Raw genomic sequence first — 22,625 nt, 5'->3', positions numbered from 1 at the left:
GAATGATCGCGCGCTCTTCAACGCTGAGTTCGGAATAGGACATAGGGGCAGCACCGTACCGGAAAGGTCAGGTGTTGCACTCAGTTTTCGCGGCCGCCCGGCATAAAAACTGAATCATTGGCGAAGACGGGGTTGACCATTGATTCCTTGACGGGTTGCAATACACCAACAACCCTGAATAAATAGTTACCAATCTTTATCCAGTCACCCACTTGAACCGTAGCAGCGCCGTTGCTCAGAGATGCCGCCACCTTATGACCCAGTACCACAACGTTATCTTCATGATCGAAAAAATGAATAAAACGTCCTTTGTCTACGGCCAGCTTGATCACTTCTGACAAGGCAGGCTGGGCTCCCACGACTTTTGCATCAAAGCTTTGATCATTAAAACTTACAATGCGCGAAGTTTGCGCAACGGGAGTCAGCATCAATTCTGAAAAATCCAGCCCCCTGATTTTTTCAACATCTATGGAAAGACGAGATTCTTCAAGCCCTTGATCATTGCTAAAATTGGCAACCAGGGTATCGACCCCCATATCCTGAAATATTTTTGCAACCTCCTGACCTGCGTTATGGCCAATATTAGTAACCGCCACTATTGAGCCACTGCCCATGACGATACCTAACAACGCCAACATGGAGCGTTTGCCCAAGGTCCGAAAACTATCAATGGCATCTTCCACCACCTGAGTCAGGCCAGGTGATAGACGACGGGCAATGGAACTCATGCGCCAAGTTCCTCAACACGCCCACTTTGTACTGTCACTTGCCGATGCAATTGCTGGGCAACATGCTGGTCGTGGGTCACGATCAACAAGGTCACGTGTTGTTCCTGTTGTATTGACAGCAACAACTCCATGACTTCGCGGGCTGTTTGACTGTCCAGGCTCCCGGTCGGCTCATCGGCCAGGATCAAGGACGGCTGGCCCACCAGTGCCCGGGCGATAGCCACTCGTTGTTTTTGCCCGCCGGACAGGTCCGCAGGTTTGTAATTGGCACGCTGGGCCATATCCACACGCTGCAGCATGGACATAGCCAATTCGATGGAGCGCACACGATCGATCCCACGATAACGAAGTGGCAAGGCCACATTTTCGATAACACTCAAACGAGGGATCAGATTGAAATTCTGAAAAATGAACCCCACCTCCATCCTTCTGATGGCGGCTAATTCATCACTTTGAAGCTTTGCAACCGGGCGCCCCATAAACAGATATTCGCCCTCATCGGCAAAGTCCAACAGGCCGATAATATTTAACAGGGTGCTTTTACCGGAACCGGACGAGCCAACAATGGCGCAGGTTTTACCCATTTCGACCTGAAAATCTATCTGTTTGACAACCGGGATCAACTTCCCGTCATGCCAATAACTTTTGCCGAGACGTTTCATTGAAATACATTTCAAGTCGTGCATGGCAAACACTTACCTTTTTCAAAACAAGAAATGCATTAAGGTCCCAAGGGCAATGTGTACCCATTACACCTGAACCCTGGAAAGACATGCCAAAAGCAACCTCTTTCTTGTTGGCGTTAACCATCAAGAAAGAGCGCCCTGCCCCGCCCTCCGATAACAGGCATAGAAGCCAACCTGTTTAGAAATAAACAGATGAACTCCAGCACTTAGGGTCAGTACCTGACTTATCAAAAATAAATTGATAATACACTTCAGCCCTTGAGTTTCCGACACCCATATTGGAACGCGTCAACCTCAGATCATGCCATTTGCCGTCCTGAATCATACTATCAGGCGAGTTTACGGTATTCGAGCGAGTTGCTGCCGGCGCCTGGCCAGAAGTCAAATTGATGTTGGCCTTGTTACCACCACTCTGACCATTGAGACGGGTAATCTTATAACGCTTGGTGTGAACATATTTACCGGTGTAGTAATGACGACCTACAACCCCTTCAACGACACCAACAAAATTCCCGGACTTACAGCTCACCGAGAAGTTTTTTTCCTGACCAACCCCGACATTAAGGACCGATGCGAAACTGGCTGTAGCTGGCAGACACAACAACGATGCGACTAGCGCGATTTTTTTAAAAGACAATTTAGACACTATGCTCTCCAGACGCTTGTTCAACCCAAGGCCAATATGAGACTTGGACTGATCATTTGAGCATCAGCGAACAATTACTAATGTAGGGGATTTTTTTATAACTTGTAGGGCAAATACTACATTACATAACTCTGTTCTCAGGTCTTAAAAAAGCATGCAGCCTCCCCAAACCCAGAACACAAACCCGTATCGCAACCATAAAAAAACCCCGCGCTTCTTTCGAAGGCGGGGTTTTTCAGTCTGGTTTTCTTAGTGTGCGTAAGTCAGCAGCAACTCGGCAGGGGCTTTGAAATCCAGAGACATCATGACGCTCAGGGCGGTGATGGTGAAGATCGAGAACACGAACAGCTTGCGTGCCCAGACCTTGTCGTCGACAGCTTTATAGCCTGTCCACGCCATATACAGCCAGTACATGCCCATCGCAGCGGCCACGGCCATGTAGCTCATGCCGGCGTAACCGCCGAGGGTGAGCATCAGGGTCGCGATCAAGAACGCGAGGATGTAGAGCAGGATGTGCTTCTTGGCAACCTTGATCCCGCGCTTCACTGGCAACACCGGAATCGATGCGGCCAGGTAATCGTTGAAGCGGAAGATCGCGATCGCGTAGGAGTGCGGCATCTGCCACAGGCTGAACATCACCAGCAGGGTCAGTGCGGCCATGTCGAAGCTGTTGCTCACAGCTACATAGCCAATAACCGGTGGCATTGCACCCGACAGACTGCCAATCAGCGTGCCGTGAACCGACTTGCGCTTGAAGTACAGGCTGTACAGACCGACGTAGATCACAAAGCCGATCGCCGCGAACAGAGCCGCCAGCGGGTTGGCCACGCGATACAGCAGGTAAAGGCCGGCGCCCCCCAGCAAGGTGGCGTAAACCAGTGCCACCTTGAGGGAGATCAGGCCTTGAACCAGTACGCGGTTCTTGGTGCGGTCCATCTTGATATCGATGTCGCGGTCGATGCAGTTGTTGAACACGCAACCGGACGCGACTACCAGGGAGGTGCCGATTACCGCGGCCAGGAACAGGGCAAGATCGAAATGCCCCTTCGAGGCCAGGAAAAACCCACCTGCCACAGAAAGCACGTTACCGAAAATGATCCCCGGTTTGGTGATTTGGATAAAGTGCTTAAAGGACATCGGGTCTTACCTCACTTCGCCATCATTTCAGTGTGGATGCTGAACATGATCCACAGGGACAAGCCCACCAGCAGCACAATAACCAGGGCTGCGAATATCAGCGCGGTTACGTTGTTGCGTTGTGCAGGTGAACGGTCCAGGTGCAGGAAGTACACCAGGTGAACAACCACTTGCACCACGGCGAACAACAATACGATCGCCAGGGTGGTGAATTTGGGCAGCGATGGGTACATCACCAGCCCGAACGGAATAACGGTCAGGATCACCGACAGGATGAAGCCGATCGCGTAGGACTTCACGCTGCCGTGGTTGGCGCCGTCGGAATGTGCGTTAGCCATTACAAAGTCCCCATCAGGTAAACAACGGTGAATACGCAGATCCACACCACGTCCAGGAAGTGCCAGAACAGGCTCAGGCAGCTCAGGCGCGTCTTGTTGGTCGAGGTCAGGCCGTTTTTCTGCACCTGATACATCATGATCGCCATCCAGATCAGACCGCTGGTCACGTGCAGACCGTGGGTACCGACCAGGGTGAAGAAGCCAGACAGGAAGCCCGAACGGCTAGGGCCATAGCCCTCGGAGATCAACAGGTGGAACTCGTTGATTTCCATGGCGATGAAGCCTGCACCGAGCAGGAACGTCATGGCCAGCCAGAACAGCACCTGCTGCTTCTTGCCCTTGAACAACGCCAGCATGGCGAAGCCGTAGGTGATCGAGCTGAACAGCAGCAGGGCAGTTTCACCCAGTACGTACGGCAGTTCGAAGATGTCGTGGCCCGACGGGCCACCTGCAACGTTGTTCACCAATACCGCGTATACCGCGAAGATCGACGCAAACAAGATGCAGTCGGTCATCAGGTAGAGCCAGAAACCAAAAATGGTTGTCTCGCCCGCGTCGTGGTGTTCCTCGTGCTCATGGTCGTGACCATGAGCGTGTCCAGCAGTGGTCGCTAAGTTCGACATGGTTTAAGCCTGTTCCAACTTGGTTTCAACACGAGTAGCCGGGATTGCTTTGGCGGCTACCAGACGCTTGTGCTGCTCGGCCTCGATGCGCTCGATGGTCTCTACCGGCACCATGTAGCCTTGATCGTCACGTGCAGCGTGGGCAACGAAGACCACGACAGTGCCAACCAGACCAACGATGGCCAGCCACCAGATGTGCCAGATCATGGCGAAACCGAACACGGTCAGCAAAGCACCCATGTACACACCGGTAGCGGTGTTGTTAGGCATGTGGATCGGCGAGTACTTGGCCGGAGCCTTGTACGCAGTACCGTTTTCCTTGGCTTCGGTGAACGCGTCGATGGTGTCGACTTTTGGCACTACAGCGAAGTTGTAGAACGGAGGTGGCGACGAAGTCGACCATTCCAGGGTGTGACCATTCCACGGATCGCCATGCTCGCAGGCGTTTTCTGGCAGCTTGCGGTCACGAATACTGACGTACAGCTGGATCAGCTGGCAGGCGATACCGATAGCGATCAGTGCCGCGCCGAACAGAGCAACGTACAGGTAAGGCACCCACTCAGGGTTGGTGCTGGCGTTCAGACGACGGGTCATGCCCATGAAGCCCAGTGCATAGAGCGGCATGAAGGCCACGAAGAAGCCGACGCACCAGAACCAGAACGCTGCCTTGCCCCACTTCTCGTTCAACTTGAAGCCGAACGCTTTAGGGAAGTAGAAGCTGAAACCAGCGATGTAACCGAATACTGCGCCGCCGATGATCACGTTATGGAAGTGAGCAATTACGAACAGGCTGTTGTGCAGTACGAAGTCAGCACCCGGGATGGCCAGCAGTACGCCAGTCATGCCGCCGATGGCGAAAGTCACCATAAAGCCCAGGGTCCACAGAACCTGGCTGGTGAAGCGCAGACGGCCCTGGTAGATGGTGAACAGCCAGTTGAATAGCTTCACCCCCGTCGGGATGGAAATCAGCATCGTCGCCAGACCGAAGAAGGCGTTGACACTGGCACCCGAACCCATGGTGAAGAAGTGGTGCAGCCAAACCATGAAGCCCAGCACCGAGATCGCGCCGGAGGCGTAGACCATCGAGTGGTGACCGAACAGACGCTTGCCGGTGAACGTGGAGATCACTTCGGAGAAGATACCGAACGCCGGCAGAATGAGGATGTAGACCTCAGGGTGACCCCACGCCCAGAACAGGTTGACGTACATCATTGGATTGCCACCAAGTTCATTGGTGAAAATGTGGAAATCCATGTAACGGTCAAGTGTCAGCAGAGCCAGGGTAGCGGTCAGGATCGGGAACGAAGCCACGATCAGGACGTTTGCCCAGGTGCAGGTCCAGGTGAAGATCGGCATGTCCATGATTTTCATGCCAGGGGCACGCATCTTCAGAACAGTCGCCAGGAAGTTGACCCCGGTTAACGTCGTACCTAGCCCCGATAACTGTAGCGCCCAGATGTAGTAGTCCATCCCCACGCCAGGGCTGTACTGCAAGCCCGACAGCGGCGGATAAGCAACCCAGCCGGTCTTGGCGAACTCGCCGACGCCCAGCGACAGGTTGACCAGCACAACGCCTGACACCAGCAGCCAGAAGCTCAGGGAGTTGAGGAACGGATAGGCCACGTCACGGGCGCCGATCTGCAGCGGCACTGCAAGGTTCATCAGGCCGGTGAAGAATGGCATCGCCATGAAGATGATCATGATCACACCGTGAGCGGTGAAGATCTGGTCATAGTGTTCAGGTGGCAGGTAGCCAGGCGAACCCTCGGTGGCCATGGCCAGCTGGGTACGCATCATCACGGCGTCGGCAAAGCCGCGCAGCAGCATGATCATGGCGACGATGATGTACATCACGCCGATTTTCTTGTGGTCGACTGACGTTAGCCATTCGGTCCACAGGTAGGTCCACTTCTTGAAGTAGGTGATTGCTGCAAACAGTGCCAGACCACCCAGCGCGATCATGGCGATGGTCACCATCACGATCGGCTCGTGGAACGGGACCGCTTCCCAACTTAATTTACCAAACATCGTTTACTCCTCTGCCCCGGCAGCTGAATGCTCACTCGTGTCCGCCACGTCGTTCCCGGCCACTTCTTTCTTCTCGTGCTTCACCGGTTTGCCTGGTGTCATACCTTCGTACTTGTCGACGATTTTCTGAAACAGGTTCGGTGTGTACGTGGAGAACAGCTCAACGGGATTGTTCTGACTGGAGACGGACAAGGCGGCATAAGCAGCTTCATCAAGCTGTTTAGGTGACGCTTTGACTTCACTTACCCAGGCATCAAAGTCAGCCTGAGAAGTCGCGATCGCTTTGAATTTCATGCCAGTGAAGCCGGCGCCGCTGTAGTTGGCAGAGATGCCTTCCATTTCAGCGTTGCGGTTGGCAATCAGGTGCAGCTTGGTCGTCATACCGGCCATGGCGTAGATCTGACCGCCCAGGCCTGGAATGAAGAACGAGTTCATGACCGTGTCAGAGGTGATACGGAAATTGACCGGAGTGTTGGCCGGGAACACGATCTTGTTAACAGTGGCGATACCCTGTTCCGGGTAGATGAACATCCACTTCCAGTCCATTGCCACCACTTCGATGGTAATCGGCTTGACGTCAGACTCCAGCGGACGATACGGGTCCAGTGCGTGGGTCGACTTGTAGGTGATCACGCCCAGGGCGATGATGATCAGAATCGGCACAGTCCAGATCACAACTTCGATCTTGGTGGAGTGCGACCACTTCGGTGTGTAGGTAGCGCTGGTGTTCGACGCGCGATATTTCCACGCAAATACCAGGGTCATAATGATGACCGGCACCACGACCAGAAGCATCAGCAGTGTTGCAGTGATGATCAGATTCCGCTCTTCGATCCCGACCTGCCCCACCGGATCGAGCAATGTCATATTGCAACCTCCCAGCAGCAACGTGCCGAAAAGTGGCAATAAGCCAAGGAGTCTGGGGTACCTTTTTTTAGTCATCTCACGACCTCTAAAACAGCTTGCACAATGCAGTTGGTTTTTTTCGCCAACACTTCGCCCTGCCAAGGGTTGGCTCTTTTCCGGAATTGAATGAAAGCCTGCTCTATCACCATCAGGCGAACGGGCAAATTCCGGGTTAGCAGTGATTTCTTATTCGATACGTGGTCAATGGCCTTGTCACAGACCAATTCCATTTGGTGCGGAACTTAGAAGGGTTGCCAGTACCTGGGAGTCGCATGGGACGCCTGTATTGAACAACCCAGTCGACCTTCAACTTCCCGCTTGGGCTCAGGGATGAGCAGGCTGGACGTTCAGTGCGGGCGATTGTAGTTAGGTAGCTCTCTATAAACCACGTCTCATTCGGAAATAATTCTTCTCGGCCCCGGTAACAATCCCCTCCTATTATTACGCCCCGCGTTGAAACACACCTCGAAACCAGGGCTGTGGCACGCCATTGGCCCTCGTTTCAAACGCCCCTTTTTAGCGCATCGACACTCCCCCTCTACCCCGCTAAAACGCCCAAATAAAAAGGGCTTGAGCCGATTTGCATGGAGTCACTCCTGGCACTTTTCAACCCTGCTTCAAGCGTCAAAACACCTCTGGCACGTTACACAAAGTCATACGTTTGAATAACCGCCTGTCAGACGAAGGCAGGGCCTGCGACAAACTCTCCGTGACAATATGTCGCAGTGTCGCGCACCCATTTTCAACGTCCGGCTCACACCCTCTTTACATTTGCGCGGGGGCAAAAAAATGCCCCGCGCATCCAGAGGAAGAACGAGGCAGCCGAAACAGAATTTAGGCTTTGCTCAGCTGGTTTTTTTCCGGTTGCGGTAAATGCCCAGCGGTACCAGCACGGCAGTCAGCACAAAGGCCACCAGCGCCCACTGCGCCAACGACAGGCCGAGCACCGGCGGATACGGCGTTGAGCAAAAACCGTCGACCTGAAACCCCAAAGGGAAGATCGCTGCCAGCGGCAGGCCATCGACAATCGGCTGCAATGCGTCCAGACCGCAGCTCACTGCCGGGTTGGCGAGGATATAGACGTGACGCCCGGCAGCGATGATGCCGCCGATAGCGCTCAACACCACCAGCACTTCACAGACCGTGAGGCTGCGCCGGGTTGGCATGGCCGCGCCAATAAAGGCAAAGATCGCGATCAGCAGCAGGGCATAACGCTGCAGGATGCACAGCGGGCATGGCGCCTCGCCGAGCACGATCTGCATATACAGCGCACCGCCAATCAGCGCCAGGCAGATCAGCCCGAGCAGGACCAGAAAGCGCTTCTCCCGCCCCAGTTGCAACATGTCATTGGTCATCCCGCGTCCCTTAGCCTGATTGTGTGTAATACGCACAGTTTACACCCAGACCCCTGGCATGGATGTATCTGAACGTTACAGGGAAAGTGTCGCAGGGGGATTAATGGGGGATTAAGCGGTGCAACTCAGTGTTTTATACAAACCCTGATGCAAGCAGGATCATTGCGGGAGCGGGCTTGCTCGCGATGGCGTCGACGCGGTTCCACTGATAGACCACGCCGCATGCATCGCGAGCAAGCCCGCTCCCACAGGGTTTATTTCAGCTCGGCTGCCGGGCCGAAGAACTCGTAGCGGCTTTGCTGCTCCGGTACGCCCAAAGCTTTGAGGTGGCGTTTAACCGCGCCCATAAAGCCCTTGGGCCCGAGGAAGTAAGCATCCAGGTCACGCTCCTGTGGCAACCACTGTGCCAGTACTTCTTCTGTTAATAGTCCTACATGATCTACAGAGTCGTCCTGCTCTGCATAGCAGTAAAAGCGCTGCAGTTGCGGGTGCTGGTCTGCTAATTCATCCACCCAGGTGCGGAATGCATGCACATCGGCATTACGCGCACAGTGGATAAAGTGAATCGGGCGCTGTGTCGCCAGAGCAGCTTCGAGCATGGTCAGGGTCGGGGTGATACCCACGCCACCACTGATCAATACCAGCGGCTTGTCGCTGTCGGTCAGGGTGAATTCGCCAGCAGGCGGGAACAGTTCCAGAGTGTCGCCCACGTTCAGGCGGTCATGCAGGAAGTTCGACACCACGCCGCCGCTCTCACGCTTGACGCTGATGCGGTAACGCCCAACCTGGGCCAGCGCCGACAGGGAGTAGTTACGGCGCACTTCTTCACCATCGATCAGCATTTTCAGGCCGATGTACTGCCCCGGAGCAAAATCCAGAATCGGTTGCTGATCTACCGGGCGGAAGTAGAACGAAGTGATTTCAGCGCTTTCCTGGATTTTGGCCGCCAGTTTGAACTCGCGCCCGCCACGCCAGCCGCCGGGTGCAGCGGCTTTTTCGTCGTAGATGGCGGCTTCGGCGCCAATCAGAATATCGGCCAGTTGGTTATAGGCTGCACCCCAGGCACTCAGCACCTGCGGGGTGGCAATATCGCTGCCCAGCACTTCCTCGATGGCGCGCAGCAGGCAGCTACCGACAATCGGGTAGTGCTCGGGAAGGATTTGCAGCGCAACATGCTTGTTGATGATCCTTGCCACCAGATCGCCCAACTGGTCGAGCTGATCGATATGCCGCGCATACATCAGCACACCGGTAGCCAGTGCTCGCGGCTGATCGCCGCTGGCCTGGTTGGCCTGATTGAACAACGAGCGCACTTGCGGGTATTCCGACAGCATCATGCGATAGAAATGCGTAACCAGCCCTTCACCGCCACTTTCCAGCAGTGGCACGGTGGATTTAACGATGGCGCGATCCTGAGCAGTAAGCATAAAGGTGACTCCTGGCACGTAGGCTTTAACAATTACCTTTCACTTATCAGTAATCGTGCCAACTTTTAAACCCTTTAAAATCAGCAACTTGAAAACGATATAGTCTTTTTGACTCAAGCTGTTTTATAGTCTTCGTGACTACACGAGGTCAAAATGACTGCAAAAAACCTGCTCACTACCCTGCTGCCGCTGGTGGCCGACCTGTCCCGCGACCTGCCCGAGAGCGAGCGCTATCGGCGCCTGCTGCAAGCCATGCGTGCCCTGCTCCCCTGCGATGCCGCGGCTTTGCTGCGGCTGGACGGTGAATGGCTGGTGCCGCTGGCGGTCGATGGCTTGAGCCTGGATACCCTGGGGCGGCGCTTTAAAGTCAGCGAGCACCCACGTTTTCAAGCGCTGCTCAGCAGCCCCGGGCCGACGCGTTTCCCCAGCAACTGCGAACTGCCCGACCCCTATGACGGGCTGGTCGACGGGTTGGCCGAACACCTGGAAGTTCACGACTGCATGGGTTGCCCGCTATTTGTCGAGGAGCGGCCCTGGGGCCTGCTGACCCTGGATGCCCTGGACTGCAAACGCTTCGAGCCGATCGAGCTGGATGACCTGCAGGCTTTTGCCAGCCTGGCTGCCGCTACGGTCAACGTGGCCCAGCGCATCGAACGCCTGGCGTTGCGGGTCGAGGATGAGCAACGCAAGGCCGAGCTCTATCGACAGGCCAATGGCTCCCCCAATAAAGAGCTGATCGGCCAGAGCAAGGTGCACAAACGCCTGCTGGAAGAGATCGCCCTCGTGGGCGGCAGCGACCTGACGGTCCTGATCACCGGCGAAACCGGGGTCGGCAAGGAGCTGGTGGCCCAGGCCATTCACGCTGCCTCGCCACGGGCGGACAAACCGCTGATCAGCCTTAACTGCGCAGCACTGCCCGACACGTTAGTAGAGAGCGAGTTATTCGGCCATGTGCGCGGTGCCTTTACCGGCGCCACCAGCGACCGGCGCGGCAAGTTTGAACTGGCCAACGGCGGCACCCTGTTTCTGGACGAGGTGGGGGAACTGTCGCTGACCGTGCAGGCCAAGCTGCTGCGAGTCCTGCAAAGCGGGCAGTTGCAGCGTTTGGGTTCGGATCAGGAGCACCGGGTCGACGTGCGTTTGATCGCGGCCACCAACCGCGACCTGGCCGAAGAAGTGCGCAACGGACGTTACCGCGCCGATTTTTATCATCGCCTGAGCGTTTACCCGCTGCGGGTGCCGGCCTTGCGTGAGCGCGGGCGCGACGTACTGTTGTTGAGCGGTTTTTTCCTGGAGCAAAACCGTTCGCGCATGGGCCTGGGCAGTTTGCGCCTGAGCCCCGATGCGCAAGCTGCGCTGGTGCAGTACTCCTGGCCGGGCAATGTACGCGAGCTGGAACATTTGATTGGCCGCAGCGCGCTCAAGGCCCTGGGCAATTGCAGTACACGCCCGCGTATCCTGACCCTGACCGCGGCGGATCTGGATTTGCCGGGCACCCGTACAAGCACTACGGTGATTGAGCCACAGGCAATACCGGAGGCAGTGGGCGACTTGCGCCTGGCCACTGAAAACTACCAGCGCCAGTTGATCAGCACCTGCCTTGAACGTCATCAGCACAACTGGGCCAGCGCGGCACGAGAGCTGGGGCTGGACCGCGCGAATCTGGGGCGGATGGCCAAACGCTTGGGTCTCAAATGACCCTGACAACTGTGGGAGCGGGCTTGCTCGCGATGGCATCAACGTGGTTTGACAGACAGCGTCGCCTATATCGCGAGCAAGCCCGCTCCCACCGATTAAAGCCCGCTCCATTCACGCCGATAACCCCGTATCGCTCCCTCCTTCTGAAGGTTTTTATGTCATCGAACAATGCCCGCGCAGATTCACTTTCGCTTCTGCTCTTCACTCTGCGCAGCGGCAAGTTGTTGGCGATCAACCTGCTCAAGGTCAGTGAGATCATTCCCTGCCCGCCGCTGACCAAAATGCCCGAGTCGCATCCCAACGTAAAAGGCATTGCCGTGTTGCGCGGTGCTGCGTTGTCAGTGATCGATCTGAGCCGCGCCATCGGTGAGCAACCGCTGCTCGACCCCGACGGCGGCTGCCTGATCGTCACCGATGTCAGCCGCTCCAAGCAGGGCCTGCATGTGCAGGCAGTGAGCAAGATCGTGCATTGCCTGAGCACCGATATTCGCCCGCCGCCCTATGGCTCCGGCAAACGTTCGTATATCACCGGCGTCACCCAGGTCGACGGCGTACTGGTACAGGTGCTGGATATCGAAAAAGTGATTCACGGCATCACCCCGGCCAAGGTTGAAGGCACAGGCGAAAACCTGAGCAAAGAAGAATCCAAGTTACTGGCCAACGCACGCATCCTGGTAGTCGATGACAGTCAGGTGGCACTGCAGCAATCGGTGATTACCCTGCGCAATCTGGGCCTGCATTGCCATACAGCGCGCAGTGCCAAGGAAGCCATTGACCGCCTGCTGGAGCTGCAAGGCACCCCGGACCAGATCAACGTGCTGGTATCGGATATCGAAATGTCCGAAATGGACGGCTACGCCTTTACCCGTACCGTGCGCGACACCCCGGACTTTGCCCATTTGTATGTGCTGCTGCACACCTCGTTGAACAGCGCGATGAACAGCGAAAAAGCACGGTTGGCCGGGGCCAATGCAGTGCTGACCAAGTTCTCTTCGCCGGAGCTGACCCAGTGCCTGATCCTCGCCGCACGTACGGTTGCCGAGCAGGGTTACTGAGCGGATGAGCGAGTACTGCCTGTTGCTGCGTAAAGGCCTGCGCGATCCAGTGCCGCCTGTGCAATGGCCGCAAGGTTTTACCCTCGCTGCGCTTGGCGAAGAGCTGCTGCAACCGGTGCACGCCCTGCTCAGCCTGGGCTATGCAGATGGCACCGGCAGCATCGAAACCCTGCAGGACTGGCAACACAACCTGCTGCATGACGCCGAGTACGACCCCGACCTGTGTTTTGTGCTCCTGTTTGAGGGTCAGGCAGTGGCTGTTGCCCAGGCCTGGACCAGCGCCTATCTAAAGGATCTGGTGGTCCACCCTCATCATCAGGGCCAGGGATTGGGCAGCGCACTGCTCCATCATGTATTCGCGGTGTTTCACCAGCGCCGCGAGGCCTGCGTCGACCTTAAGGTCATGGAACACAACCACACCGCACGGCGCCTGTATCAAAAGCACGGCATGGTCCTGATTCAACGCGAGGCGCTTTAACGCCGGGTCTGCCAGAACTCCTGCGCCAGCGAGCGCAAATCTGCAGCCAGCTCGGCGACATCCCCCGAATGACGATGGCTTTGCTGACCGGCATCCACAGTGACCTCACAGGCACTGCGAATCCCGGCGATATTGCGGTTGATATCTTCGCTGACCACGCTTTGCTCTTCGACAGCCGAAGCGATCTGCACACTCATCTCGGTGATCTTCTGCACTTGTGCGCTGATACCATCCAGCGCGCAACTGGCCAGTTGGGTCTGATCGACACTGTTCTGCGCATACTCGCTGCTTTGCTGGATCACCTGCACCGCCGCCCGCGCGCCTTCTTGCAGGGCGCTGATCATGGTCTGAATCTCACAAGTAGATTGCTGGGTACGCTGGGCCAGACCACGCACTTCATCAGCCACCACAGCAAAGCCACGGCCCTGATCACCCGCCCGGGCCGCTTCGATGGCGGCGTTAAGCGCCAGCAGATTGGTTTGCTCGGCAATGCTGCGGATCACTTCCAGCACCGATGAGATATCACTGCTGTGGCTTTCCAGGTGATGCACGACCTCGGTGGCCCGCTCCAGCTCCGTAGCCAGATGCTGCACTGTGCTGCGGCTCTGCATCACCAACTGATGGCCTTCGCGGGTTTCGCTTTGCACCCGGTCGGCCGCCTGCGAAGCCTGCTGGGCATTGGTCGCCACCTGCGCCACGCTGGCCGCCATTTCGTTGATCGCGGTGGCCACTTGATCGGTTTCCAGCTGTTGATTCAAGGTACTGGTATGGCTGCTTTGCAGATGCTGAACCAGCTCGCTGGCATGCCCGGCCAGGCGCTGTGAAGCATCGCCGATGCGCCCCACCACAGCACCGACCTGCGCCTCCAGCATATGCAGGGCAAACTCGATCTGACCGAACTCATCACGGCGCCCGGTGTAAATCTGCTGACTCAACGGGTTATCACCCACATCCTTGGCGCGACGGGCCAGCGCGTGCAACGGGCGCAGCAGCCAGGCGATCGCTGCCGCACTGAACAGGCTGCCCAGCAGCCAGATCAACAGCCCGGCCTGTGCATCGACGCTGGCCAGCAGCAGCGTGCCCACGGCTGTAACGGCACCAAAAACCGTACTCACAAACAACGCCAGCTTGCCCCCCAGTCCAAGGCGCAGCCAACCCGGTAGCAGTGGCTTGCGCCCTGAGCGCAGACCGGCGTAGTGCGCCTCGGCAACCGCGACCCGTTCCGGGGTGGGATGGGTCCGTACGGATTGGTACTCGACGGTCTCGCCGTTTTTCATCACCGGCGTGACGTAGGCGCTGACCCAGTAGTGGTCGCCATTTTTACAACGGTTCTTCACCATCCCCATCCACGAGCGCCCAGCCTTGAGGGTCTGCCACATATGGGCAAAGGCCGCAGGCGGCATGTCGGGGTGGCGTAACAGATTGTGTGCGCTGCCCAGCAACTCGCTCAGCTCGTAGCCGCTGACCTGGATAAAGTCCGGGTTGGCGTAGGTGATGGTGCTGTCGAGGTTGGTGGTGGAGAGGATATTGGCGTCGGGGGCAAAATCAACGGATCGGCCGGTAATCGGTAGATTGATTTTCATGACAGGCGCGCTCGAATTGTTAGGGAAGAGTCGGCAGGGTCGTCGACTCTAAGCGCACCTATTAAGCAAATACTGATCTAGCGCATGACTGCAGGAGTTAATCCGGCTCAAACAGACACTAATGGCACAATGCCATCTTTTAGGGCGTGAACTTAGCGTTTGCCCATGGTTTTGCGGGTACCGTGGGGTGGTGCGTTAGGGGTTTTATCGTGACCGCCCAGACCGCTTTTTTGGTAGTACGCATTGCCTTGGGATTTGGCCTTGGCAAATTCCGAAGGCTTGAACGGGAAAGTGAACGCAGGGATGACCGGCTTTTGCACAGTTTCGCTTTCAACCGGCTCAGTGCCCGCAGCATCAGGAGCGGTCGTTGGTGTAGGAGAAGTCATGAAAGCTCCGAAATACGGGGAATGATCAGGCCAGATGGCGCAAGACCGCGCAGTATACCTGTGCGCATTGGGTACGTTGCACTCACTGGTCGTAAAAATCATCAGGCTCCCACCATTCTTGTGTGACCAACAGCCTGGATACTGGCCCGGTTTCTGTAGGAGCGGGCTTGCTCGCGATAGGGGCGCCGCGGTTCTATTGAAAGACCGCGCAGCCTGCATCGCGAGCAAGCCCGCTCCCACAAGTGCTAGCAGTAGGCCACAAAAGCCGCGAAAGCTGTCAGTAATGTCAGTTAGCCGTCACTGTACTGACCGGGTCCACGCGCTATAACTCTGTAGCAACCCCCAATCCACGCACACGGCGTCTATCCGGCATGCCCGATAAAACCAAAAAAATCTTGCTGAGCACGCTGGTGATTGCCCTGATCGGTACCGGCATCTGGTCGCTCAATCGCCCGGCGCCCGGTAAAACCGCAGGTGGCACAGCGGTGCCGGTGCGGGTCGTACAAGTCCTGCAACAGGATGTACCGCGCTATATCAATGGGATTGGCGCGGTATTGTCGCTGCACAGCGTGATCATCCGCCCGCAAATCGACGGCATTCTCACTGAGATTCGGGTCAAGGAAGGCCAGACGGTCAAGGCTGGCGACCTGCTGGCGACACTGGATGACCGCTCGATCAAGGCCAGCCTCGATCAGGCCAAAGCCCAATTGGGGCAGAATCAGGCGCAACTGCAAGTGGCTCTGGTGAACCTCAAGCGCTACCAGCTATTAAGCGTGGATGACGGCGTATCAAAACAGACCCTCGATCAGCAACAAGCGCTGGTCAATCAGCTCAAGGCTTCGGTTCAGGGTGATCAGGCGACCATTGCAGCGGCGCAGGTGCAATTGTCCTACACACAAATTCAGTCCCCGGTCAGCGGCCGCGTGGGGATTCGCACGGTGGATGCGGGTAACTTCCTGCGGGTCAGCGACGCTCAGGGGCTGTTTTCCGTGACCCAGATCGACCCCATTGCCGTGGAGTTTTCCTTACCCCAGCAGCAGTTGCCCATGCTCCACGACTTGCTCACCGCCAAAGTCCCGGCCCGGGTCAAAGCCTTTATCGGCAATACCGACAGCAGCGGCACGCAACTGGGCGAGGGCCGCCTTAGCCTGATCGACAATCAGGTTTCGGCCACCACCGGCACAATCAAGGCCAAGGCCCAGTTCGACAACCCCACGCAAAACCTGTGGCCCGGCCAGTTGGTCAATGTCGAGATCCAGACCGGCCTGGATCGCAACGCCCTGGTGGTGCCGCCGCAAGTGGTACAGCGCGGGCTGGATAATTACTTTGTATACCGGGTCAGCGGCGACAAGGTCGAAACCGTTCCCGTGCAGTTGATTTTTCAAGACACCGAATTGAGCATCATCAGCGGCGTAAACCCCGGTGATACCCTGGTCAGCGATGGTCAGTCGCGGCTCAAAGCCGGCTCGCGGATTGAACTCCTGAGCGAACCAACCGCCGCTCAGGTGCAGCCATGACTCGCAGCCGCTCGCTGTCCGCCTGGTGCGTCGATCACCCGGTGGCCACGGTGCTGCTGACCTTCGCCCTGGTGCTGGTGGGGCTGATTGCCTTCCCGCGCTTGCCCGTGGCGCCCTTGCCCGAGGCCGAGTTCCCGACCATTCAAGTATCGGCGCAACTGCCCGGCGCCAGCCCGGACACCATGGCCTCATCGGTGGCCACGCCCCTGGAAGTGCAATTTAGCGCCATCCCCGGCATGACCCAGATGACCTCCAGCAGCGCATTGGGTTCGACCACCCTGACCCTGCAATTCACCCTGAACAAAAGCATCGATACTGCGGCGCAAGAAGTGCAGGCCGCGATCAACACCGCGTCCGGCAAACTGCCCAAGGATATGCCGACCCTGCCCACCTGGAAAAAGGTCAACCCGGCCGACAGCCCGGTGCTGATCCTCAGCATCAGTTCCCTGCAAATGCCCGGCACTGAACTGAGCGATTACGTCGAAACCCTGTTGGCCCGTCAGATCAGTCAGATTGACGGCGTGGGTCTGATCAATATCACCGGCCAGCAGCGCCCGGCGATCCGCGTACAGGCCTCGGCCGACAAGCTGGCCGCCATTGGCCTGACCCTGGCCGATATTCGCCTGGCCATCCAGCAAACCAGCCTCAACCTGGCCAAGGGCGCGCTCTATGGCCCGTCGAGCATCTCTACCCTGTCGACCAACGACCAGCTGTTTGACGCGGCTGAATACGGCCAGTTGATCGTCTCCTACAAGGACGGCGCCCCGGTGCAGTTGCGTGATGTGGCACGGGTGGTCAACGGTGCCGAGAATGACTATGTGCAAGCCTGGTCGGGGCATCAGCCAGGGGTCAACCTGGTGATCTCGCGCCAGCCGGGGGCCAATATCGTCGACACCGTGGAGCGCATCCAGGCTGCCCTGCCCGGCCTCCAGGCGATGCTTCCGGCCTCGGTTGAAGTGACGGTGCTGAGCGACCGCACCAAGACCATCCGCGCCTCCCTGCATGAAGTGGAAATCACCCTGCTGATTGCCGTGCTGCTGGTGATCGCGGTGATGGCGCTGTTTCTGCGCCAGTGGTCGGCCACGCTGATTGTCTCGGCGGTATTGGGCGTATCGCTGATCGCCAGTTTTGCCCTGATGTATGTGCTGGGTTTCAGCCTCAACAACCTGACCCTGGTGGCGATTGTGGTGGCCGTGGGTTTTGTGGTCGACGATGCGATTGTGGTGGTGGAGAACATCCACCGTCATCTGGAAGCCGGCGAAAGCATGCGCGACGCTGCGATCAAGGGTTCCAGCGAGATCGGCTTTACCGTGGTATCCATCAGTGTCTCGCTGGTGGCGGCGTTTATTCCGCTGCTGTTTATGGGCGGAGTGGTTGGGCGGTTGTTCAAGGAGTTCGCCCTCACTGCGACCTCCATCATCATGATTTCGGTAGTGGTGTCGCTAACCCTCGCGCCCACACTGGCCGCGCTGTTTATGCGCTCACCGGTGCACAAGCCCGATGCCAAACAGGGCTTTGGCGAACGCTTGCTGGCTTGGTACGAAAAAGGCTTGAAACGCGCCCTGGCGCACCAGCGGCTGATGCTGGGGATTTTCGCCGTGACGCTGGCCATGACCATCACCGGTTATGTGTTGATCCCCAAGGGCTTCTTCCCGGTGCAGGACACCGGTTTTGTACTCGGCACCAGTGAAGCGGCGTCCGATATCTCGTTCCCGGACATGAAGCAAAAACACCTGGCCCTGGCCGAAATCATCGGCAACGACCCAGCGGTGCAGGCGTTTTCCCACTCGGTGGGTGTGACCGGCAGCAACCAGACCATCGCCAACGGCCGTTTCTGGATTGCCCTCAAAGACAGGAGTGATCGCGATGTATCAGCCAGCCAGTTTATCGACCGCATCCGCCCGCAACTGGCCAGGGTGCCAGGCATCGTCCTGTACCTGCGCGCAGGCCAGGACATCAACCTCAGTTCAGGGCCAAGCCGCAGCCAGTATCAATACGTACTCAAGAGCAACGACGGGCCGACGCTGACCACCTGGACCCAGCGCCTCACCGAAAAACTGCGCGCCAACCCGGCCTTTCGCGACCTGTCCAATGACCTGCAACTGGGCGGCAGCATCACCCATATCAGCATCGACAGGAACGCCGCTGCCCGCTTCGGCCTGACCGCCACCGATGTCGACGAGGCGTTGTACGACGCCTTCGGCCAGCGTCAGGTCAATAAGTTCCAGACCGAAACCAACCAGTACAACGTGATCCTGGAGGTCGACGCCCAGCAGCGCGGCAAGGCCGAGAGCCTCAACTACTTCTACCTGCGCTCGCCATTGACCGGGGAAATGGTGCCGCTGTCGGCTGTGGCCAAAGTCGACGCGCCCACCAGCGGGCCGCTGTCAATCAGCCATGACGGCATGTTCCCGGCCGCCAACCTGTCGTTCAACCTCGCCCCCGGCGTGGCTCTGGGTGATGCGGTGCTGATGCTCAATCAGGCGAAAAACCAAATCGGCATGCCGAGCGCCATCAGCGGCAACTTCCAGGGTGCCGCCCAGGCCTTCCAGAGTTCGCTGGCCAGCCAGCCGTGGCTGATCCTCGCGGCGCTGGTGGCGGTGTACATCATTCTGGGGGTGCTGTACGAAAGCTTTGTACATCCGCTGACGATCATTTCCACCCTGCCCTCGGCCGGGCTCGGCGCGTTGCTGATGCTGTGGATCTGCGGTCAGGATTTTTCGATCATGGCCCTGATCGGCCTGGTATTGCTGATCGGTATCGTCAAGAAAAACGGCATCCTGATGATCGACTTTGCCCTTGATGCCCAGCGCAATCGCGGGCTGAGCCCCGAAGATGCAATTTATGAAGCCTGTATCACGCGGTTCCGGCCCATCATCATGACCACTCTCGCCGCCCTGCTCGGCGCCCTGCCGCTGATGCTCGGCTACGGCACCGGCGCCGAACTGCGCCAGCCGCTGGGGATTGCCGTGGTCGGCGGGTTGCTGGTGAGCCAGGCACTGACGCTGTTTACCACGCCAGTCATATACTTGTGGCTAGGGTCTCTTGATGTTTCGTTGTGGCCGCGCCGATAGCCCATGTGGTGCACTTGAGCGACTGTTCCATCGTTCCAACCCCGTCAGCTTGCTGACGACGAATCACTGAGGCGGGTTATGCGCGTTCTGATTATTGAAGATGAAGAGAAAACCGCCGACTACCTGCACCGCGGCCTGACCGAGCAGGGTTACACAGTGGATGTGGCCCGCGACGGCATCGAAGGTTTGCATCTGGCGATGGAGGGCGATTACGCCGTGATCGTGCTCGATGTGATGCTTCCGGGCCTCGACGGTTTTGGCGTGTTGCGGGCCTTGCGCGCGCGCAAGCAGACCCCGGTGATCATGCTCACCGCCCGCGAGCGGGTCGAAGACCGCATCCGCGGGTTGCGCGAAGGCGCTGACGATTATCTGGGCAAGCCGTTTTCGTTCCTTGAACTGGTGGCCCGCCTGCAAGCCCTGACCCGCCGCAGTGGCGGTCACGAACCGGTGCAGGTGACCGTCGATGACCTGTGGATAGATCTGATCAGCCGCAAGGCCAGCCGCGCCGGTGCCCGCCTCGACCTGACTGCCAAGGAGTTTTCCCTGCTCAGCGTACTGGCCCGGCGCCAGGGTGAAATCCTGTCCAAGACCGCCATTGCCGAGATGGTCTGGGATATCAATTTCGATAGCGACGCCAACGTGGTCGAAGTGGCAATCAAGCGCTTGCGGGCCAAACTCGACGGACCGTTTGAACACAAGTTGCTGCACACCATTCGCGGCATGGGTTATGTGCTGGAGCGACGCAGTGTTTAAGCTCCCAACTGCCCTGAACTCCATTGCCATGCGCTTGAGCGCGATGTTTGCCTTGGTGGCCTTGCTGGTGTTTGTGTTGATTGGCTGGGCGCTGTACCAGCAAGTCGACAAAAGCATCGGGCGCCTGCCCGAAGCAGAACTGGATGCCCGCTACAGTGTGCTGGAGTCCTCGATCAACCGCTATGGCAACCCCGAGCACTGGGGCAAGATCAGCGCCAAGTTCAAGCTGCTCAGCGAAGAAGACAAGCGCATCCGGTTTTGGGCGATCAGTTCCGATCCCGCCTATGAGTACGGCAACCCCGACGCCGTCGTGCGCGAGTTTGCCCAAGAGCCTGCAGGTGTGCGCGACTTGCGCCTGCCCGGCCAGGCCTACCCGTTCAAAGTGCTGATCAGCGAAATTGCGGCCAAGGAGCAACGTCCGGCGCTGCGCTTTCTGATTGCCATCGACACACAAACCTTTCGCCAGACCCAGCACCAACTGCTGATTGCACTGGTCAGCCTGGCGAGCATCGGCGTGCTTCTGGCTTCGTTGCTCGGCTATTGGGTGGCGCGAATCGGCCTAAAACCGCTGGTCAAGCTGTCTGAAGAAGCGCAGAAACTGGCGCCGCCGCGCTTGTCCGGGCGTCTGCACCTTGCGCCTCTGGCTCCGGAACTGGATCAGTTGGTCAGCGCCTTCAACTCTACCCTGGACCGGGTAGAACAAGCCTGGACGCGGCTAGAGTCATTCAATGCCGATGTGGCCCATGAACTGCGTTCACCACTGACCAACCTGATTGGCCAGACCCAGGTGGCGCTGACGCGGGGGCGTTCGGCCGAGCATTACTTCGAGGTACTGCAATCCAACCTCGAAGAGCTGGAGCGGTTGCGCAGCATCATCAATGACATGCTGTTCCTGGCCAGCGCCGACCAAGGCAGCAAGGCCAGCAAACTGAGCCGCGCCTCACTGGCGGACGAAGTAGCGACGACCCTGGAGTATCTGGAATTTATACTTGAGGATGCGCGGGTTGAAGTGCGGGTCAGCGGTGATGCCCTGGCCGATATTGAAAAAGCCCACCTGCGCCGGGCATTGATCAACCTGCTGAGCAATGCCGTGCAGCACACCGAGGCCGGTGAAGCGATCGAGGTGTTGATCGAGCAACAGGCCGGGCAAGTCACGATCAGCATCAGCAACCCGGGCCAGCCGATTACCGCAGAGCATTTGCCGCATTTGTTCGAGCGTTTCTACCGGGTAGACGCCGCCCGCCATAACAGCGGCGCCAACCACGGGCTGGGGCTGGCCATCGTCAAGGCGATTGCACAGATGCATGGCGGTGAGGTGTTTGTGCGCAGTGGCGATGGTCGCAACACCTTCGGTTTATACCTACCGACCTGAACACATCCCCATCCCTTGTGTGGGCTTGCCTGCCGATGGCATCACCGCGGTTTGCCTGCCACACCGCAGTGCCTGCATCGCGGGCAAGCCCGCTCCCACAATAATCCCTGCAAGCATCAAATTTGCGTGCGACACAATTCTTGTGGGAGCTGGCTTGCCAGCGATGGCATCACCGCGGTTTGCCTGCCACACCGCAGCGCCTGAATCGCGGGCAAGCCCGCTCCCACAATAATCCCTGCAAGCATCAAATTTTCGTGCGACACAATTCTTGTGGGAGCTGGCTTGCCAGCGATGGCATCACCGCGGTTTGCCTGGCAGACCGCAGCGTTGGCATCGCAGGCAAGCCCCACAGGTTTGAGCCAGGCCCATCTTCGTGCAATGCGTCTACCCCGCACCTCCCCGCCTTTGTTACTCAAAACGCAAAGGTCCTTGTCCATATCCGCTCTTTTTCGCCCTGCTTGATGGCCCTATCTTGATCGCACCACACAGAACTTGCTCAGCAAGAAGGTCTTAGAAATGTCCAGCAGTATGGGTTTGGCCAGCGTTTTCGTTTTGTCGTCCTTGTTGTTGTCGCCCCTGGCCATGGCGGAAGAATCCCCTGCCTTCATCGCACAAAATGCGGCCCGCGCAGCGGCTTTCGAACAACACCAGGCAGAGCTGACAGCACGTCATCAAAACGACGCCCAGCCCCAGCAAACGCACGCTAAAGCCAGCCCGTCCGATGAAGCCAAAGACAGCTGATTCAACGCTCGCAGACTTCCCGACCCAGTCAGTTGCATGGCTAACATGTGACTGATTGTTTCAAAAGCCGCTATCATAGCGGCTTTTTTTTGTT

At 57.8% G+C, this 22,625-nt stretch carries 19 protein-coding genes and 2 pseudogenes; 8 read left to right on the top strand and 13 right to left on the bottom strand.

All coding sequences use genetic code 11. The features are described from left to right. Nucleotides 1–80: 80 nt before the first annotated feature. The 10 genes from ACZRMH_RS16810 to hmpA form a co-directional block, all read right to left on the bottom strand. Entirely contained in the window at nucleotides 81–728 is a 648-nt protein-coding gene (locus ACZRMH_RS16810) for an ABC transporter permease (protein WP_464014370.1), read from the bottom strand. Further along, nucleotides 725–1,414 (bottom strand): ABC transporter ATP-binding protein, encoded by a 690-nt coding sequence (locus tag ACZRMH_RS16805; protein WP_464014369.1) that lies wholly within the window; start codon nucleotides 1,412–1,414, stop codon nucleotides 725–727. Before ACZRMH_RS16805 ends, ACZRMH_RS16810 begins: the two co-directional genes overlap by 4 nt. Nucleotides 1,415–1,592: 178 nt before the next feature. Further along, nucleotides 1,593–2,060 carry a hypothetical protein gene (locus ACZRMH_RS16800; RefSeq protein WP_464014368.1) on the bottom strand — a complete coding sequence of 156 codons (468 nt, stop codon included), beginning with the start codon at nucleotides 2,058–2,060 and terminating at the stop codon, nucleotides 1,593–1,595. Between the two features lie 249 nt (nucleotides 2,061–2,309). Next, the gene (gene cyoE / locus ACZRMH_RS16795) at nucleotides 2,310–3,197 is read right to left on the bottom strand and encodes a heme o synthase (protein ID WP_016779557.1); all 888 of its coding nucleotides are present in this window, start codon (nucleotides 3,195–3,197) and stop codon (nucleotides 2,310–2,312) included. 11 nt (nucleotides 3,198–3,208) lie between these two features. Continuing rightward, complete coding sequence (gene cyoD / locus ACZRMH_RS16790) at nucleotides 3,209–3,535, bottom strand: cytochrome o ubiquinol oxidase subunit IV (RefSeq protein WP_261741024.1); 327 nt, start codon at nucleotides 3,533–3,535, stop codon at nucleotides 3,209–3,211. Continuing rightward, on the bottom strand, nucleotides 3,535–4,158 hold the full coding sequence (locus tag ACZRMH_RS16785; protein ID WP_095001515.1) for a cytochrome o ubiquinol oxidase subunit III: 624 nt from the start codon (nucleotides 4,156–4,158) through the stop codon (nucleotides 3,535–3,537). Before ACZRMH_RS16785 ends, cyoD begins: the two co-directional genes overlap by 1 nt. 3 nt (nucleotides 4,159–4,161) lie before the next feature. Next, a complete protein-coding gene (gene cyoB / locus ACZRMH_RS16780; protein ID WP_464014367.1) occupies nucleotides 4,162–6,186 on the bottom strand; it encodes a cytochrome o ubiquinol oxidase subunit I in 2,025 nt (674 codons plus the stop codon). A gap of 3 nt (nucleotides 6,187–6,189) precedes the next feature. Beyond that, on the bottom strand, nucleotides 6,190–7,128 hold the full coding sequence (gene cyoA / locus ACZRMH_RS16775) for a ubiquinol oxidase subunit II (protein ID WP_464014366.1): 939 nt from the start codon (nucleotides 7,126–7,128) through the stop codon (nucleotides 6,190–6,192). An 809-nt stretch (nucleotides 7,129–7,937) separates the two neighbouring features. Next, on the bottom strand, nucleotides 7,938–8,447 hold the full coding sequence (locus ACZRMH_RS16770; RefSeq protein ID WP_464014365.1) for a disulfide bond formation protein B: 510 nt from the start codon (nucleotides 8,445–8,447) through the stop codon (nucleotides 7,938–7,940). A gap of 254 nt (nucleotides 8,448–8,701) precedes the next feature. Next, the gene (gene hmpA, locus ACZRMH_RS16765) at nucleotides 8,702–9,874 is read right to left on the bottom strand and encodes an NO-inducible flavohemoprotein (protein WP_464014364.1); all 1,173 of its coding nucleotides are present in this window, start codon (nucleotides 9,872–9,874) and stop codon (nucleotides 8,702–8,704) included. Between the two features lie 153 nt (nucleotides 9,875–10,027). Between hmpA and norR the strand changes: the two genes are divergently transcribed. From norR to ACZRMH_RS16750, 3 genes are all read left to right on the top strand, one after another. Beyond that, nucleotides 10,028–11,572 carry a nitric oxide reductase transcriptional regulator NorR gene (norR, locus tag ACZRMH_RS16760; RefSeq protein WP_464014363.1) on the top strand — a complete coding sequence of 515 codons (1,545 nt, stop codon included), beginning with the start codon at nucleotides 10,028–10,030 and terminating at the stop codon, nucleotides 11,570–11,572. A gap of 155 nt (nucleotides 11,573–11,727) precedes the next feature. Beyond that, on the top strand, nucleotides 11,728–12,627 hold the full coding sequence (locus ACZRMH_RS16755) for a chemotaxis protein CheW (RefSeq protein WP_464014362.1): 900 nt from the start codon (nucleotides 11,728–11,730) through the stop codon (nucleotides 12,625–12,627). Nucleotides 12,628–12,631: 4 nt separating this feature from the next. Continuing rightward, nucleotides 12,632–13,105, top strand: coding sequence for a GNAT family N-acetyltransferase (locus tag ACZRMH_RS16750; RefSeq protein WP_464014361.1), 474 nt, complete (start codon nucleotides 12,632–12,634; stop codon nucleotides 13,103–13,105). Here the strand turns inward: ACZRMH_RS16750 and ACZRMH_RS16745 are convergent. From ACZRMH_RS16745 to ACZRMH_RS16735, 3 genes and pseudogenes are all read right to left on the bottom strand, one after another. Next, a pseudogene (locus tag ACZRMH_RS16745) lies at nucleotides 13,102–14,094 on the bottom strand (methyl-accepting chemotaxis protein); the annotation flags it as partial. The gene ACZRMH_RS16750 and the pseudogene ACZRMH_RS16745 overlap by 4 nt on opposite strands. 312 nt (nucleotides 14,095–14,406) lie before the next feature. Continuing rightward, nucleotides 14,407–14,688: pseudogene (locus tag ACZRMH_RS16740) on the bottom strand (PAS domain-containing protein); the annotation flags it as partial. Between the two features lie 152 nt (nucleotides 14,689–14,840). After that, a complete protein-coding gene (locus ACZRMH_RS16735) occupies nucleotides 14,841–15,074 on the bottom strand; it encodes a hypothetical protein (protein ID WP_464014360.1) in 234 nt (77 codons plus the stop codon). 371 nt (nucleotides 15,075–15,445) lie between these two features. Here ACZRMH_RS16735 and ACZRMH_RS16730 point away from each other — a divergent pair, with 371 nt between their 5' ends. The 5 genes from ACZRMH_RS16730 to ACZRMH_RS16710 all read left to right on the top strand — a co-directional run bounded on the left by ACZRMH_RS16730 (nucleotide 15,446) and on the right by ACZRMH_RS16710 (nucleotide 22,531). Further along, on the top strand, nucleotides 15,446–16,591 hold the full coding sequence (locus ACZRMH_RS16730) for an efflux RND transporter periplasmic adaptor subunit (RefSeq protein ID WP_464014359.1): 1,146 nt from the start codon (nucleotides 15,446–15,448) through the stop codon (nucleotides 16,589–16,591). Continuing rightward, a complete protein-coding gene (locus ACZRMH_RS16725) occupies nucleotides 16,588–19,665 on the top strand; it encodes a multidrug efflux RND transporter permease subunit (RefSeq protein WP_464014358.1) in 3,078 nt (1,025 codons plus the stop codon). The genes ACZRMH_RS16730 and ACZRMH_RS16725 overlap by 4 nt, the downstream gene beginning before the upstream one ends. A 78-nt stretch (nucleotides 19,666–19,743) precedes the next feature. Beyond that, nucleotides 19,744–20,418: a heavy metal response regulator transcription factor gene (locus tag ACZRMH_RS16720; protein WP_464014357.1), complete on the top strand. Its 675-nt coding sequence runs from the start codon at nucleotides 19,744–19,746 to the stop codon at nucleotides 20,416–20,418. After that, nucleotides 20,393–21,790 (top strand): heavy metal sensor histidine kinase, encoded by a 1,398-nt coding sequence (locus tag ACZRMH_RS16715; protein WP_464014356.1) that lies wholly within the window; start codon nucleotides 20,393–20,395, stop codon nucleotides 21,788–21,790. The genes ACZRMH_RS16720 and ACZRMH_RS16715 overlap by 26 nt, the downstream gene beginning before the upstream one ends. Before the next feature lie 516 nt (nucleotides 21,791–22,306). Next, on the top strand, nucleotides 22,307–22,531 hold the full coding sequence (locus ACZRMH_RS16710) for a hypothetical protein (protein WP_464014355.1): 225 nt from the start codon (nucleotides 22,307–22,309) through the stop codon (nucleotides 22,529–22,531). Nucleotides 22,532–22,625: the final 94 nt, after the last annotated feature.

The sequence above is a fragment of the Pseudomonas sp. B414 genome (assembly GCF_055408445.1).
This window is presented reverse-complemented; position numbering and strand designations above follow the sequence as displayed.